This is a genomic window from Streptomyces sp. SID12501, assembly GCF_010550245.1.
Taxonomy (GTDB): Bacteria; Actinomycetota; Actinomycetes; order Streptomycetales; family Streptomycetaceae; genus Streptomyces.
Genome location: NZ_JAAGLU010000043.1, coordinates 42,847 through 57,829, shown reverse-complemented (window position 1 = coordinate 57,829; position 14,983 = coordinate 42,847). Strand labels below are relative to the sequence as shown.

Below are 14,983 nucleotides of genomic sequence, written 5' to 3'. Positions count from 1 at the left end.
CCTCTCACATCGGCTGCCCGCTACGCCTGCTCGGCGTGCCCGCTACGCCTGCTTCAGCTTCTCGCCCAGCTTCTTCGACTGGAGTGTCATCGTCCGCTTCAGCCGGGAGCCGAACGGCTTCTCGATGAACCGGTGCATCAGCCAGGCCATCGACAGCAGGCCCGCCACCGTCGCGAGGATCGTCAGATACGGGTCGAGGCCCCAACCGCGGTGCAGGACCCGGATGAAGAACCAGCCCATGTGCTCGTGGATCAGGTAGAAGGGGTACGTCAACGCGCCCGCGACCGTCAGCCAGTTCCAGTTCGCCCAGCTCGTCCAGCCCAGTGCCACCACCGCGACGGACACGAAGGCGAGCAGCACGATGGCCTGGATGATCAGCGGGTTGCGCACGAAGTCGCCCTGCGCGCCCGGGTGCCACAGGGCCGTCACCGAGTAGCGCTGGCCCAGCAGGAACGACATGCCGACGATGCCCCACAGGAGCAGGTCGCTGCCGTAGCGGTGGATCAGGTAGAAGGCGAGGCCGCCGATGAAGAAGGGGGCATGGTCGCGGAAGGTCAGCTCGGAGATCAGAGGGTTGTCCGCGACCCGGGCGAAGGCGCCGGCCAGCGTCCACAGGATGCAGAAGGTCACCACCCGGCGGTAGGTGACGCCCTTCCAGACCACGAACAGCGCGAACAGCACGTAGAACTTGAGCTCCACCCACAGGGTCCAGCACACGCCCAGGACACGCGGCGAGCCCAGCGGCTGCTGCATCATCGTGAGGTTGAGCAGGAACTCGTCGCCCCGCACATGGTGCACGACCACCGGCATCAGGAACGAGGCGGCGGTGACGATGACGATCGCGACCCAGTACGCCGGGTAGAGACGGGCGATGCGCGAGCGGAAGAAGTCGCCCAGCGTCTTGCCCCAGCTGCTCATGCAGATCACGAAGCCGCTGATGACGAAGAAGAACTGCACCCCGAGGCAGCCGTAGGTGGCGAACCGCGACAGGGTCGGGAACATCACACCGGGCGACTGGTGCCAGGACTCGGCGATCGTGCCGTTCTTACCGGCGAAGTGGTACATGCAGACCATCAGCGCGGCCACCAGCCGCAGCCCGTCCAGCGCCTTCAGCCGACTGACCGGGCGGCGCTTGACGCCCTCGGCGGACGGCGGAACGGCCGGTTCGGCACTCCCGGACCGCGGGCCCGGAGGCGGGGCCGGTAGCGGGGGGGCCATGGTCTGATCGGCCGCGGTCATCGGGTGGCCTTTCGCAGCTGGGACAAGAGAACAAGAGAAGGCAGGAGATCAAGAGAACAAGAGAAACTGACTCATCGACGGCAACCAGGAGAGTCAGGGGCAAGCCAAAGAGGTAGCACAGAACTCTCACGGATGAACAACCGGTCAGCTCATTGACGTATGCGCGCACGCGTACACACACCTACGCGTCGCCACCCGCCCGTATACGAAACGGGGGGCGACGCGTTCGGCAGATTAAATCTTCGCAGTACCCGTTGTCACAGCTTCACAGATCCAGCGGTTCACGGCTTCACCGATCACCGCTTGACGGTCCTGCTGAGTGCTCGTGCCCTGCGCGCGATCCGGCGCACGGTCGCGTTGCGCGGGATGAACGACAGCTGGGACGGCAGGGCGCCCGGCAGCGCCAGCGAGGTCAGACGGCGGCGCTTGAAGTAGCGCCAGGTCTGCTCGGTGAGGTGCTTGGAGAGGTAGTTCTCCGCCTCCGGGCGCAGCCGCGGATAGATCCGGGGCTGCATGCAGAAGCCGATCGCCTTGACGAGCCCGGCCAGGTTCATGCCGACCTGCTTGTCCGAGGGCATCGACCACTTCTTCACGGCCTTGGCGTCCGCGAGGTCCGGCAGCAGAAGGTCCACGATGGTCAGGGGCACGCGGTTGCTGTTCTGGTACGGCGTGATCTTCTCCAGCACGGTGTCCGTGCCGACCCGGGCGACCGGGATGCCGTACAGGCCGGCGGCCGTGAACAGGCCGGTCGAGAAGCAGCCGACGACCAGTGCGGGGCGCAGCCGCTGGAAGATGACCTCGGCGAGTACGGGCCGGTCCAGGACGGTGAGTTCCGCGCCGAGCTTCTTCGCCTCCGTCTCCAGGGACCGCGACCAGGCCGTGGGCGCGGTCGGGTGCGGTTTGAAGACGAGCGAGAGGTGTCCGGCCTTCACCGCGCCGCGCACCATGCGCAGATGCAGCTCCTCCTCCTCGTGCGGGGTGAGGATGCCGAGCGCGGAGAGGTACTGCCCGAGCAGCAGCGCGGGCTGTCTCTTCGGGAGGCTCTCCCAGGTCACCGTCTCGTCCCCGGCCTCGGCGAGTTCGCCCAGCACCTTCAGGAACGCCTCGGACGGCACGAGCTCGGCGGGCACGCCGAACTCGGTGAGCAGCAGCGGGGTGAGGCCCGGGACGAGATCGAGGTGCAGCAGGCGCCCGACACGGGTGCCGACCAGCGCGTCGATCTTGTCGCGCGTGGGGCCATAACTTATGAGGCCGTCCGCGTAGACGTCGACGGGAGCGCCGGTGAACAGCTGGCACAGCGCGAGGGCCGGGTTGACCTGCACGGACTCGACGGCCAGCTGGATGTTGTCGTCCCCGAGGTTCCACAGCAGCCGCAGATGCCGCTCCCACAGCGGGACGTCGTCGGCGCGCGGGCCCCAGCCGCTGGGGTGGAAGGGGGCGATCGTCTCGTTCCAGGAGAGGACCTCGTCGAACCGCCCGCTCACCCGGTCGAAGCCGGACATCGCGTCGACCCCGGGGGTGATCTCGGGGTTGGCCGCGTTGTTGGTGATCAGCAGCAGTCTGCGGTCGGCCGGCTCGAAGAGCCCGGCGTCGAGGGCGGCGGCCAGCGTGGCGGCGCCGTAGAGCGTCGACGCACAGAAGATCTGAGTGGTACGGGTCTGCTTGCCGCGGGTCTGAGTGCTGCGGGGCTGCGTGCTGTGTGTCTCGGTGCCGGCGGACATCAGACGGACACCGTCCCGGCGGACGCGGAGACGGGCCTGCGCCGCACCTTCCGCAGTCGGTTGGCCCGCTGGACGTCCATCGAGTCGATGGCCTCCGCGAGGACGTCCTGCGGCATCCGCTTCAGCGCGGCGGCGCTCAGCGAGCGCAGTTTTCGGGCCACAGCGGGTTCGAACCTCTCGATCGCTCCGAGATGATGAGCCATGATCGCGCAGTAGGTGCGCACTGCTTTCGGCAGCAGCCTATCGGCCTCGGGGTCCCGGGCCGTCTCCTCGATGACCTGGTCGAAGGCCCGGATGAAGTCGAGTTGGCGAACATCACCGATTTGGGTGAGCGAGGAGGCGACCCCACGCCGGTAGAAGACGCCGAGCAGCCCCACCGCGGCGAACGACTCCGCCTCCCGGTGCAGCTTCCAGATCCACGGACGGTCCTCCGCCGTACGCAGCCCGTCGGTGAAGTGCAGGATGCCGCGGTCGACGAGCCGGCGGTGGTAGATGCCCGCCCAGGCGTAGGCGTAGTCGACGGAGGTGGTGCGGTCGGTGGGCAGGATCGCGTCCCGCGGCGACATCACCACCCCGCGCCGGCCGTGCGGGACCCGATGGATCGCGCGTGCCCTGTTGGTGCACTGGACATGGTCGGTACGGACGAAATCGCAGCCCAACTCCTCAATAGCTTCGAGGAGTTGGGGAAAATAGCCGGGCGCGAGCCAGTCGTCGCCATCGAGGAACGTGAGGTATTCGCCACGCGCTTTGTCGATACCGGTGTTGCGAGCGGTGGCCAGGCCTCCGTTCTTCTCGTGGCTGACCAGCACGGCGCCCGGCAGCTCGCGCACTGCGCGCGCGAGGATGTCCGGAGTCTCGTCGCGAGAACAGTCGTCGACGAGGATGAACTCGAAGTCCTCACGCGCGTTGGCGCGCAGGCTCTTCAGAGTGTCTGGCGCGTATTGCTGCACGTTGTAGAACGGCACGATGACCGAGAGCTTGACCACGAGTCCGAGGTTAGAGCCTCTCCGGTGGTCCCACTTTACCCGGGGTTTGATGTCGGGTGAACTACATGTGTCCGCCCGGTGAATCAAGGGGGTTTCTGCACGTTTGACGTCTTGATTCAAGTCGACGCGACCCTTTGTTAACCCTTTGTTGCCTTGGGATTGGGTGGAAGCCCCCCATGTCGGCTTAAGGTCTTGGGCGTGCCAGCCAGTACCACGAGCCCCATGAGGGTCGCCGTCCTCGCCGATTCCGACACTCGGTGGAAATGGGGTGCGCTCACAGCCAGCCGTATTTCTCCTGATAATTCCGACATTCATCTTGACGGCTACCTCCTCAGAGGCAGAGCCACCCCCACCGCCCGCCAGCTCCAGGAGGTCGGAGTCAGAGCGGACTCCTTGCGTGAGGTGACCGCCCTGGAGTTCCTGCGGGCCATGGACCAGGAGGAGCCGTACGACATCCTCGTGCTCGCCCTCGTCGGCGGTGGCGTCCAGGCGATGCTGCACGGCCTGGCGCAGGTGTGGGACGACACGGCCCTGCGCCCCGTCGTCGTCACCGGCTATGTCGGGGTCGTCTACGAAAAGCTCACCGACGGGCTCCTGCTGAGGCACGGCGCCGACCTGGTCCTCGCGAACTCCCGCCAGGACGCCGACCGCTTCAAGGCCGTGTACGACGGAGTCGGCGCAGACTCGTCCTCTGTGACCGAAGTCGCACTTCCGTTCCTGGGTGGCGCGACTTACACAGGTGAGCATGGTCACCCGTACACCGTGGTGTTCGCCGCTCAGCCCTCCGTCCCGGAGAGCCGCAAGGACCGTACGTATCTCCTCGACCGGCTCGTGCAGCACGCGAAGCTGCACCCCGAGCGCGAGGTGCTGCTCAAGCTGCGCTCCAAGCCCGGCGAGCACACCACCCACATCGAGGAACTGCCCTACCAGAAACTGGCCCAGCGCGCCGACCTTCCGCCGAACTTCAAGCTCGTGTACGGGCACATGGGCGAGGTCCTGGACCGCACGGACCTGCTGGTCACCATCAGCTCCACGGCCGCTCTGGAGTCCCTGCACCGCAGCATCCCGACCGTCGTGCTGAGCGACCTCGGCGTGCGCGAGGCGCTCGGCAACCACCACTTCGTGGGCTCCGGCTGCCTGGCCTCCTGGGAGCAGCTCGACGCCGGTCACCAGCCCCTTCCCGATGCCGGGTGGGTGGCCCGCCAGGGTGTGGCTGCTGGGGGCACCCCCTCTGGGGGAGGCTCGTACGAGTCCGCATTTAACGCCGCACGCGACAGGATCGACCGTCTTCTGGGATCCTCGAAGCTTCCGCCCCTGGCCCCGTACTACACACCGATGACGGCTCCCGGATATTTGCCGGGTATTCTCGCTCGGCACCACCTCGGCCCCGACGGCGTTCCGCTGCCCGGAGCGCCGGCCGCCGACAAGGAGCCGGGAGCGGTGCGGCAGATCGTGCGTCGCGCGGCCCGCGGCGCCTACCGGCACGGCGTGCAGCGCGTCGCGCCCGTGATCCGGCGGATGGGGGAACTGTGACCCACCGGATCCCCCGTCAAACACGCGAAGAGCGTCAAGGAGTACAGGCAATGTCCAACCCGGAGTCCAACCCGGAAGCGGGCCGAGCGACCGCGCGGCCCCGCGTGCTCGCAGTGATCCCCGCGAGAGGGGGCTCCAAGGGCGTGCCCGCGAAGAACCTGCTGCCCGTCGGCGGGGTTCCGCTGGTCGCCCGCGCTGTGCGCGAGTGCCTCGCCGCCAAGCTGGTCACGGACGTCGTCGTCTCCACCGACGACCAGGCGATCGCCGCCGCCGCCCGCCAGGCCGGCGCCGAGGTCGTGCTGCGCCCCGCCGCCATCGCCGGTGACACCGCGACCTCCGAGGCCGCCGTCCTGCACGCCATGGACGCCCACGAGACGCTGCACGGCGCCAAGGTCGACGTGGTCCTGCTCGTCCAGTGCACCAGCCCGTTCATCATCCGCGAGGACGTCGACGGCGTCGTCAACGCGGTCGTGCACAACGGCGCGGACAGCGCGCTGACCGTCGCGCCCTTCCACGGCTTCATCTGGCGCGACGCCGCCGACGACCCGCAGCCGGCGCCCGGCGAGCGCACGGCCGTCGAGGGCGGCACCGGCTCCGTGGCCACCGAAACGGTCACTGCCGGCGGTGGCTATGGCGTAAATCACGACAAGTCCTTCCGGCCCCGCCGCCAGGACCGCCCTCAGGACCTCCTGGAGACCGGCGCCGTCTACGCCATGGACGCGACCGGCTTCCGTAAGTCGAAGCACCGTTTCTTCGGTCACACCGAACCCGTGCGCACCGACCCGGCCCGCGTGCTGGAGATCGACGACCCGCACGACCTCGCCCGCGCCCGGGCCCTCGCGACGCTCTTCGACGCGAACCGCCCCGGCGCCCTCCCGACCGCCGACGACATCGACGCGGTCGTACTCGACTTCGACGGCACCCAGACAGACGACAGGGTGCTGATCGACTCCGAGGGACAGGAATTCGTCTCCGTGCACCGCGGAGACGGACTCGGCATCGCCGCTCTGCGCAAGAGCGGCCTCACCATGCTGATCCTGTCCTCGGAACAGAACCCGGTCGTCGCCGCACGCGCACGGAAGCTACAGCTGCCCGTGCTGCACGGCATCGACCGGAAAGACCTCGCGCTGAAGCAGTGGTGCGAGGAGCAGGGCATCGCGCCGGAGCGCGTGCTCTACGTCGGCAACGACGTCAACGACCTCCCGTGCTTCGCCCTCGTGGGCTGGCCCGTGGCGGTCGCGAGCGCCCACGACGTTGTGCGCGGCGCCGCACGCGCGGTCACCACCGTTCCCGGCGGCGACGGCGCGATCCGAGAGATCGCCAGCTGGATCCTCGGCCCCTCTCTCGACCCCCTCAACAAGAAGTAAGGAACCAAAGTCATGACCACCACCCGCTTGCGCTCGTTCGGCTCGAAGACCGCCGGCCCCGGCCAGCCCGTGTACATCTGCGGCGAGATCGGCATCAACCACAACGGTGACCTTGAGAACGCCTTCAAGCTGATCGACGTGGCCGCCGAAGCCGGCTGCGACGCGGTCAAGTTCCAGAAGCGCACCCCGGAGATCTGCACCCCGCGCGACCAGTGGGACATCGAGCGCGACACCCCCTGGGGCCGCATGACCTACATCGACTACCGCCACCGTGTGGAGTTCGGTGAGGACGACTACCGCCAGATCGACGAGCACTGCAAGAAGCGCGGCATCGACTGGTTCGCCTCCCCGTGGGACACCGAGGCCGTCGCGTTCCTGGAGAACTTCAACGTCCCGGCTCACAAGGTCGCCTCCGCGTCCCTGACGGACGACGAGCTGCTCGTCGCCCTGCGCAAGACCGGCCGTACGGTCATCCTGTCGACGGGTATGTCCACCCCGAAGCAGATCCGTCACGCGGTCGAGGTGCTGGGCAGCGACAACATCCTGCTCTGCCACGCGACGTCGACCTACCCGGCGAAGGCCGAGGAGCTCAACCTCCGCGTGATCAACACGCTGGAGAAGGAGTACCCGAACGTCCCGATCGGCTACTCCGGCCACGAGACGGGCCTGCAGACCACGCTGGCCGCGGTCGCCCTCGGTGCCACCTTCGTCGAGCGCCACATCACCCTCGACCGCGCGATGTGGGGCTCCGACCAGGCCGCCTCCGTCGAGCCGCAGGGTCTGGTCCGCCTCGTCCGTGACATCCGCACCATCTCCGAGTCCCTCGGCGACGGCGTCAAGAAGGTCTACGAGTCCGAGATCGGCCCGATGAAGAAGCTCCGTCGCGTCACCGGCGTCATCGCCGACGCCGAGGTCGCGGCTGCGGCGGGCGAGCCCGTCACCGCCTGATCCGCACCACTCAGCGGCCTCACCGGCGCCAGCCGGTGACCACTGTCGTCCACGCGGATCCCCCAGTCCGTACTCACGGAAGCGACGGTCGTACGTCGATGAGCCCACGCGCCGGTACCACCGGCCCCCAAACTCTCGCCTTTGTCGAGAGCCCGGTCCAGCTTCTGAACGTGCTGGAATGGGCGCATGTGCACGCGCATGCGCTCAGCCCGGAGGGGGCCGGCGGTCCGGCGTCGGCTGTTTCCGCCCGCAAAAAGGGCAAATTCTCCGGAAGGATCCCCGGACAGGCGTCGCGCCGCTGGCGCAGGGGCCGGAGCCGGCCGGAGATCCACCGGGAACCCGCCGGTGGCGGACTGACCCTGGTGGTCCTCTCCCCGGTCGACCCGATGACCCGGGGCCAGCTGCGCCGCATGGCCGAACTCGCCCGCGAGGAGGGTCACGAGGTCCGCTGGGAGGACGCGCGGGCCGGAACCTCGGCCCCCTTCCGCACGATCGGCGGTCTCGCCCCCCTGCTGCGCAGGACGGAACGGATCGTGATGGGGGACCCGTTCTCCCGCTACGTACAGGTACTTCTGAACATCACCAAGGCCCGTGACCTCGTCGTGGTCGACGACGGCACGGCGACCATGGAGTTCGTCTCCCAGCTCGCGCGTGGCGAGCGCCTGGTGCGCTGGCACCGCAAGTCGCAGCGCCCCGGAGCGCGGGACCTGCTGTTCATCCCGGTGTCGTCGAAGGCCCGCCGCCGGCTGACCCCGGGCGGCAGGCGCCGGGTCGAGATCTTCTCCTCGATGCCGATCGAGGACACCCCCGCGGGCGTCGAGGTCACGTCCAACGACTTCGCCTGGACCCGGTCCCGCTTCGGCCCCCCGCTCATCTCCGAGGGCGCCGACATGGTCGGCACGTCACTCGTCGAGACGGGCGTGGTCGACGCAGACCGTTACCGCGACGCGGTCCGTACCCTGGCCAAGGCCCACGGTGTGACGCGCTACTTCGCCCACCGCCGGGAGAGCGCCGAGAAACTCCAGGACCTGGCGGCCTGCACGGGCCTGGAGGTGGTCCGCCCGGACCTCCCCCTGGAACTGATCGCCCGCCGCGGCCCCATCGGCCGTACGATCCTCAGCTTCCCCTCGACGGTCGTCCACACGCTCCCCCTGGCCCTGGCGGGCACGGACGTCAAGGTCGCCGTCTGCGACATCGACCCGGCCTGGCTCACGGCGAACGCGTCACCGCGGGCGCAGGGATTCCTCTCGGGCGTCACCGGTTCGGCCCGGGACGTGGAGCGCGTGTCGACGGAGCCGTCCCACCCGGCCAAGGAAGCGAAGGCGACGGGCTGACGCCCGTGTTCCTTCCCTGAGGGCTACCCCACCGGCTTGCGCGCCAGCAGATACGCGCGCTGCCGGGTCTCGTCCTCGTACGGTTCGCGGATCGTTTGCGCGTGCAGGGTCAGGCCCGCCTTCGCCAGGAGTTCGGCCACCCTGTCCGGCGTACGGAACCAGTAGTCCAGGGACATCTCGTGGCCGAAGCGTTCCGCGAGGTGCAGGGGGCCGTCGTCGGAGCCCGTCTGGAAGCCCAGCAGGACGTGGCCGCCGGGGGCCAGCACACGGTGGAACTCCGCGAACACCGTGGGCAGGGCGGCGTCCGGGATGTGGATGATCGAGTACAGGGCGAGGACTCCACCCAGGGTCTCGTCCGGGAGGTCCAGGGACGTCATCGAGCCGACGTGGAACCGGAGTCCGGGGTGGGCCCGGCGGGCCAGCGCCACCATGCGAGGGGACAGGTCCACGCCGAACACCGGGACGCCGAGGGCGTTCAGTCTCGCGGTCACGAAGCCGGGACCGGAGCCGATGTCCGCGACGGGCGCGGAGCCCTGCGCCCGCACCAGCTCGGCGAAGGCGGCGACGAGGGCGCGGTCCAGGGGAAGGTCCGCCAAGTGGTCCGCGTATCGCTCTGTGTAGTCGGCGGCCATGGCGTCGTAGGACGCGCGGGTGGCATGGAGGAAGTCCGGTGAGTCCGGTAGGGCGGCCTGTATGGAGTCCGATACGGACGCCTGGTTCGGGGCGGTCACGGGGGTGCACGTTACCCGGGGGTGGTGCGGCCGAAGGGGCGTTCACGCGGGAGGCGGAGACTGTGTGCCAATGTTCATGTGCCGTGACCCCGGCCGTTCCGGTGGGTGGACAGTTCCGTCGGCGCGGTGGACGGCGTGGCAACCTGGACGGGGGTAGACGCAAGTGGCTGCCGGGAAAGGGCCGCTATTTTACCCATTCCAGTTCGCGAGTATGCCTCCGGCGGTCAGTTTTTCTTCCTCTGACAGGTTGAAATTTTGTTGATCCTGGTCAGCCGACCGCCCGGGCGTCCTACCCTTCAGAGGGTGAACCACATGATGTCCCGAGAGTCCGAGGCCGATCTCCCCGGGGAAGCCGCGCTTCCCGGCACGCTGCCGGAGGCGTTGCGCGCCGAACTCGTCGCGTTCCGACGCGACCTGCACATGCACCCGGAGCTCGGCAACCAGGAGTTCCGCACCACCGCCGCCATCAAGGCACGGCTCGAGAAGGCCGGCCTCGAGCCGCGCGTGCTCGCCACCGGAACCGGGCTCATCTGTGACATCGGCGACATCGGCACCGATCCCGATGGCCAGGACGGCGGCACCGCCGTGCCCGCGCTCGCCTTGCGCGCCGACATCGACGCGCTCCCCATCCCGGACACGAAGAGTGACTGCGCGTATCGCTCCACCGTGCCCGACCGCGCCCACGCCTGCGGTCACGACGTGCACACCACCGTCGTCCTCGGCGCCGGGCTCGTCCTCGCCGAACTGCACCGGCAGGGCGCTCTGCCACGGCCGGTGCGGCTGCTCTTCCAGCCCGCCGAGGAGATCCTGCCCGGCGGCGCCGCCGACGCGATCGAGTGCGGCGCGCTCGACGGGGTCGGCCGGATCATCGCCGTGCACTGCGACCCGAAGGTCGACGCCGGGCGGATCGGACTGCGCCACGGTCCCATCACCTCAGCCTGCGACCGCCTGGAGATCTCGCTCGACGGCCCCGGCGGCCACACCGCGCGCCCCCACCTCACCACCGACCTCGTCATCGCCGCCGCCCGCGTCGCCACCGAGGTGCCCGCGCTCGTCGCCCGGCGCGTCGACGCCCGCAGCGGGCTCTCGTTGACCTGGGGACGGATCGAGTCGGGCCACGCCTGCAACGTGATCCCCCAGCACGCCGAGCTCTCCGGGACCGTCCGCTGCCTCGACCTCGACACCTGGCACCAGGCCCCCGACCTCGTCCACGCGGCCATCGACGAGATCGCCGGCCTGTACCGGGCCAAGTCCGAGATCACCTATGTGCGAGGGGTGCCGCCCGTCGTCAACGACGCGGAGGTCACGGAGCTGTTGCGCGACGCGATGACCGCCCGGCGCGGCACCCACTCCGTCGAGGACACCGCGCAGAGCCTCGGCGGCGAGGACTTCTCCTGGTATCTGGAGCACGTGCCCGGCGCGATGGCCCGGCTCGGCGTGCGCAGGCCGGGGGAGCGGGGATCGCGCGATCTGCACCAGGGCGACTTCGACGCCGACGAGTACGCGATCACGGTCGGTGTGGAACTTTTCACCGCCGCCGCGCTGATCGACGGCCGGCAGCGGCAGGCCTAGTAGTGGCTGGGGAGGGGGTCCTCGCAGGCACGCGGCGTGCCGCCCCCTTCCGTGCCCCTTCCATGTACCTTCGTCCCTTTGTTTCACCCGGCCGTAACCGCGCGTGGGCAAACGTAACCCCGCTCGGCACGAATCGATAACGGCCTCTCGAAACCCCGTTCCCCTCCCTGTCTACGCGCGTTACTGTGCGCCGCAATCGCTGCCGCAGGTGGCGCATTGGGAAAGCGGGCCGGGGACGGTGCCGTGGGGATGAAGGGGTGCCTGCTGTGCGTCTTATTTCTCGGAGGACTCGGTTCTCTCAAGCTGCGGTGGCCGTCGCGGTCGTCGCTCTCACGGCTGCCGGTTGCGGTGAGTCCAGCAAGAAGGCCGACAGCGCCGACGCGTCGTCGTCCGGCACGTACTCGGGCAAGGGCATCGGCCTCGCCTACGACATCGGTGGCAAGGGCGACCAGTCCTTCAACGACGCCGCCTACGCCGGCTTCGAGAAGGCCAGCACCGAGTTCAAGATGGGCGGCCGGGACATCGAGCCGCAGGACGGCGAGTCCGACGCGGACAAGGTCCAGCGCCTCACCCAGCTCGCCCAGGCCGGCTACAACCCGGTCATAGGCGTCGGCTTCGTCTACGGGCCCGCCGTCAAGGAGGTCGCCGCCAAGTTCCCGAAGACCTCCTTCGGCATCATCGACGACGAGTCGGTCACCGCGAACAACGTCGCCGACCTCGTCTTCCACGAGGAGCAGGCCTCCTACCTGGCCGGCGTCGCCGCCGCCAAGGTGACGAAGGTGAACCACATCGGCTTCATCGGTGGCGTGGACATCCCGCTCATCCACAAGTTCGAGGCGGGCTTCGTCCAGGGCGCCAAGTCCGTCAACCCCAGCATCAAGATCGAGTCGCAGTATCTGACGGAGACGCCCCAGGAGGGCGGCTTCTCCAGCCCCGACAAGGGCAAGGACGCGGCGAGCGGCCAGATCGAGGCCGGCGCCGACGTGATCTACGCCGCGGCCGGTCTGTCCGGTCAGGGCGTGATCTCCGAGGCCGCCGCCAAGAAGATCTGGGCGATCGGTGTCGACTCCGACCAGTACAGCCAGCAGGCGCTCGCCGCGTACAAGGACTACATCCTCGGCTCGGCCCTGAAGAACGTCGGCGGCGCGGTCTACGACCTGTCCAAGTCCGTGTACGAGGGCAAGCCGCTGACCGGCGTCGTGCGCGCCGACCTCAAGTCGGGCGGCGTCGGTTTCGCCGACACCAACCCGAAGTACAAGGCGATGACGGACGTCGTTGCCGCTGTCGACAAGGCCAAGCAGGACATCATCGACGGCAAGGTCACCGTCAACACCAATTGAGTCCTCCCCGCCCTGAAGGGAAGGGGATTCCTCGCCCTCCAGGGTTGATCAGGGATTTCTGGCTCAGGCTGCCACCGGGGGCCGCGCCCCTGGTGGTCTTACGCCCTCGGCACCAGCCGGGTTGAGACCAGCCCGGACCAGCATCACGTGTGCGGAGTTCTTATCCCTGGGGGATACGGCTCCGCACACGGTGCAGGTATACGTTCGTTCGGACAGCGGCAGTGCGTGCTTGGCTCTCGCATGGCAGTGTCGACAGTCCATAGTGGTGTACGCAGGATGCACGAGCCGTACATCCCGGCCGTGCTTGCGGCCCATCTCGGTCAGGGCCGCCTTGGTGGCGCCGATCGCGGCGTCGGCGGCCTTCCTGGCCATGGTGGACTTGGCCAGGAACTTCGGCTTGAAGTCCTCGACAGCCAACGCGTCGTGGTCGCGCACAACCTTCTTGGCCCACTTGCGGCCGGTGTCCTGGCGTTGCCGGGCCGCCTTCTTGTACGCCTTGGCGCGCAGGTGCTTGGCCTCGCGGTAGCCCTTCGAGGCGGCCTGCCCCTTCCTGGGCTTGCGGCGGGCCATCATCCGGTCGTACCGGGTCAGTTGCTTCTGGGCTTTCTTGCCGTGAGCGGCATGAGGAAGGTCATGGGCGTCGGACGTGGTGGTCGCGGTCTCCTTCACACCCCAGTCGACACCGATCACGCGGCCGGTGGCGGGCAGCGGCTCCGCCTCGGCAGGCGCGACGAAGCTGGCGTACCAGTGGCCTAGAGCATCCTGATGGACACGCACGGAGGACGGGGCGGCAGGCAGGGCACGCGACCACACCACGCTCAGGACGACCCCGCCCGCCAGGTGCAGTCGGTTGTCCTTCAACCGGAAGCCGCGCCGGGTGTAGTTCAGCGTCGGCAGCGCCTCGCGCTTCTTCTTCCACTTCGGCATCCCGGCCCGCTGCCGCATCGGCAGACGTTCCTTGATGTCTTTTTGGGCCTTGGCGCGGGACTTCCCGAAGTCCCGGATCAACTGCTGCTGCGGAACACTGGAACCTTCCCGCAGCCACGCATTCGCGGTACGAGCCTCGGTCAGCATCTTGTCGAGCTGCGCCGGGCCGCACGTTTGCTTGTCGGCGCCCTCGGGACGGTGTCTGTTCCAGGCATGGACCTGCTTCGACTTGTCCACGCACTCGTTCCACACCCACCGGCACCGGTCCCACTCCGCCATCAGCAGCGTGTGAGCGGTGGACGACACACGAAGCCGGAACGTGTACCGGGCATGCCCCGCTCCGCCGGCCCCCGCTGCTTCCGCCACGCCCTTGCCCCCGTCCACGTTCGGGCTCCCCCGAGCCCTGCCGGACGACCATACGTACGAGATCAGCACATCCGCGCCCCTCTTCCGCCCCGATCACCCTCATCAGCGAACACGGGCACGCGTGTTCACATACACCCAGCTCCGCCGGGCAAGCGGCAGCGGCGCCCCGGTTCCAGGGGACCGGGGCGCCGCTGGGCCTACAGGGGGCAAGGGAAGAGGGGAAGCCGCTCACGCCATCCAGAAGAAGACGGCCGTCATCCGCTTCTCCTCCAGCGTCGTCCCGCAGTAACCGGTCGCGCTGTGCACGAGGTTGGCGTTGTAGAGGAGCAGGCGGTTGTACCTGTGCGGGACGCGTACGTCCTCCTCGAAGGCGTCCGGTGCCACGAACCGGGTGCCCAGCGCCTCCACCAGGTTGTTGTGCGGGGCCTGGACCGTGTTGCCGCCGAGCCGGCCGCCGGGCAGGGACTGGCGGAAGAAGCTGGTGCCGCAGTCCTTGGGGACACCCGGGTTGAGGTAGAGCACGGCCGCGTACCGGCACAGCGCCCGTGAGTCCGTGTGCGGGCGGGGCGTGCTCTCGCCCTCGCCGACCACCTGGACGCAGTTGTGGTTGAGGGTGCCGCCGCCGGGGGCCTTCTGCACCCAGAGTTCCTTCGCGCCGGTCGCCTGCTTCACCAGCCGCTCGATCCGCCCCAGCTCGGCGGGTTCGAGGCCCGGCATGGCCCGCAGCCCGGGCCAGCTCTCCGAGGTGTACGGGTGGCCCTCGGTCCAGTCGTCCTTGGCGAGACACCGCTCGCGTACGGCGTCCACGCCGGGCAGGACGTCGTCGAGGACCCAGTAGTCGCGGCCCTTGGTGGGCTTGCGGTAGGGCAGCACGGGCAGTGGGGCGCGGGAGGCCTGGGCCGTGCGGGCGAGGGGCGCC

At 68.9% G+C, this 14,983-nt stretch carries 12 protein-coding genes; 6 read left to right on the top strand and 6 right to left on the bottom strand.

The window, feature by feature from the left end:
* Positions 1-42: 42 nt before the first annotated feature.
* The 3 genes from G3I71_RS38125 to G3I71_RS38115 all read right to left on the bottom strand — a co-directional run bounded on the left by G3I71_RS38125 (position 43) and on the right by G3I71_RS38115 (position 3,946).
* Positions 43-1,239: an acyltransferase gene (locus tag G3I71_RS38125; protein WP_203732452.1), complete on the bottom strand. Its 1,197-nt coding sequence runs from the start codon at positions 1,237-1,239 to the stop codon at positions 43-45.
* A 296-nt stretch (positions 1,240-1,535) separates the two neighbouring features.
* Positions 1,536-2,960, bottom strand: a complete 1,425-nt coding sequence (locus G3I71_RS38120) for an alpha-2,8-polysialyltransferase family protein (RefSeq protein ID WP_239149580.1) — start codon at positions 2,958-2,960, stop codon at positions 1,536-1,538.
* Positions 2,960-3,946: a glycosyltransferase family 2 protein gene (locus tag G3I71_RS38115; RefSeq protein WP_164322274.1), complete on the bottom strand. Its 987-nt coding sequence runs from the start codon at positions 3,944-3,946 to the stop codon at positions 2,960-2,962. Before G3I71_RS38115 ends, G3I71_RS38120 begins: the two co-directional genes overlap by 1 nt.
* A 198-nt stretch (positions 3,947-4,144) precedes the next feature.
* On the opposite strand from G3I71_RS38115, the gene G3I71_RS38110 reads away from it, so the two are divergent.
* From G3I71_RS38110 to G3I71_RS38095, 4 genes are all read left to right on the top strand, one after another.
* Entirely contained in the window at positions 4,145-5,479 is a 1,335-nt protein-coding gene (locus G3I71_RS38110) for a DUF6716 putative glycosyltransferase (protein ID WP_164322271.1), read from the top strand.
* Between the two features lie 50 nt (positions 5,480-5,529).
* Complete coding sequence (locus tag G3I71_RS38105; protein ID WP_164322269.1) at positions 5,530-6,846, top strand: N-acylneuraminate cytidylyltransferase; 1,317 nt, start codon at positions 5,530-5,532, stop codon at positions 6,844-6,846.
* A gap of 12 nt (positions 6,847-6,858) precedes the next feature.
* On the top strand, positions 6,859-7,794 hold the full coding sequence (locus G3I71_RS38100) for an N-acetylneuraminate synthase family protein (protein ID WP_164322267.1): 936 nt from the start codon (positions 6,859-6,861) through the stop codon (positions 7,792-7,794).
* A gap of 98 nt (positions 7,795-7,892) precedes the next feature.
* On the top strand, positions 7,893-9,128 hold the full coding sequence (locus G3I71_RS38095) for a hypothetical protein (RefSeq protein ID WP_164322265.1): 1,236 nt from the start codon (positions 7,893-7,895) through the stop codon (positions 9,126-9,128).
* 23 nt (positions 9,129-9,151) lie between these two features.
* Here the strand turns inward: G3I71_RS38095 and G3I71_RS38090 are convergent, their stop codons facing one another.
* Positions 9,152-9,859: a class I SAM-dependent methyltransferase gene (locus tag G3I71_RS38090; protein ID WP_343243190.1), complete on the bottom strand. Its 708-nt coding sequence runs from the start codon at positions 9,857-9,859 to the stop codon at positions 9,152-9,154.
* Positions 9,860-10,174: 315 nt separating this feature from the next.
* Between G3I71_RS38090 and G3I71_RS38085 the strand changes: the two genes are divergently transcribed.
* Complete coding sequence (locus tag G3I71_RS38085; RefSeq protein ID WP_164322332.1) at positions 10,175-11,431, top strand: amidohydrolase; 1,257 nt, start codon at positions 10,175-10,177, stop codon at positions 11,429-11,431.
* A 308-nt stretch (positions 11,432-11,739) separates the two neighbouring features.
* Positions 11,740-12,771: a BMP family ABC transporter substrate-binding protein gene (locus G3I71_RS38080; RefSeq protein WP_343243189.1), complete on the top strand. Its 1,032-nt coding sequence runs from the start codon at positions 11,740-11,742 to the stop codon at positions 12,769-12,771.
* Positions 12,772-12,834: 63 nt separating this feature from the next.
* Here the strand turns inward: G3I71_RS38080 and G3I71_RS38075 are convergent, their stop codons facing one another.
* The gene (locus G3I71_RS38075) at positions 12,835-14,064 is read right to left on the bottom strand and encodes an RNA-guided endonuclease TnpB family protein (protein ID WP_164322328.1); all 1,230 of its coding nucleotides are present in this window, start codon (positions 14,062-14,064) and stop codon (positions 12,835-12,837) included.
* Between the two features lie 228 nt (positions 14,065-14,292).
* Positions 14,293-14,937 carry a DUF6445 family protein gene (locus G3I71_RS38070; protein WP_164322327.1) on the bottom strand — a complete coding sequence of 215 codons (645 nt, stop codon included), beginning with the start codon at positions 14,935-14,937 and terminating at the stop codon, positions 14,293-14,295.
* Between the last annotated feature and the right edge of the window lie 46 nt (positions 14,938-14,983).

Excerpts from the sequence above, each read along its gene's own strand:
- G3I71_RS38125 (WP_203732452.1), bottom strand. The coding sequence starts at position 1,239 with ATGACCGCGGCCGATCAGACCATGGCCCCCCCGCTACCGGCCCCGCCT.
- G3I71_RS38120 (WP_239149580.1), bottom strand. The coding sequence starts at position 2,960 with ATGTCCGCCGGCACCGAGACACACAGCACGCAGCCCCGCAGCACTCAG.
- G3I71_RS38105 (WP_164322269.1), top strand. The coding sequence starts at position 5,530 with ATGTCCAACCCGGAGTCCAACCCGGAAGCGGGCCGAGCGACCGCGCGG.
- G3I71_RS38100 (WP_164322267.1), top strand. The coding sequence starts at position 6,859 with ATGACCACCACCCGCTTGCGCTCGTTCGGCTCGAAGACCGCCGGCCCC.
- G3I71_RS38095 (WP_164322265.1), top strand. The coding sequence starts at position 7,893 with ATGAGCCCACGCGCCGGTACCACCGGCCCCCAAACTCTCGCCTTTGTC.
- G3I71_RS38085 (WP_164322332.1), top strand. The coding sequence starts at position 10,175 with ATGTCCCGAGAGTCCGAGGCCGATCTCCCCGGGGAAGCCGCGCTTCCC.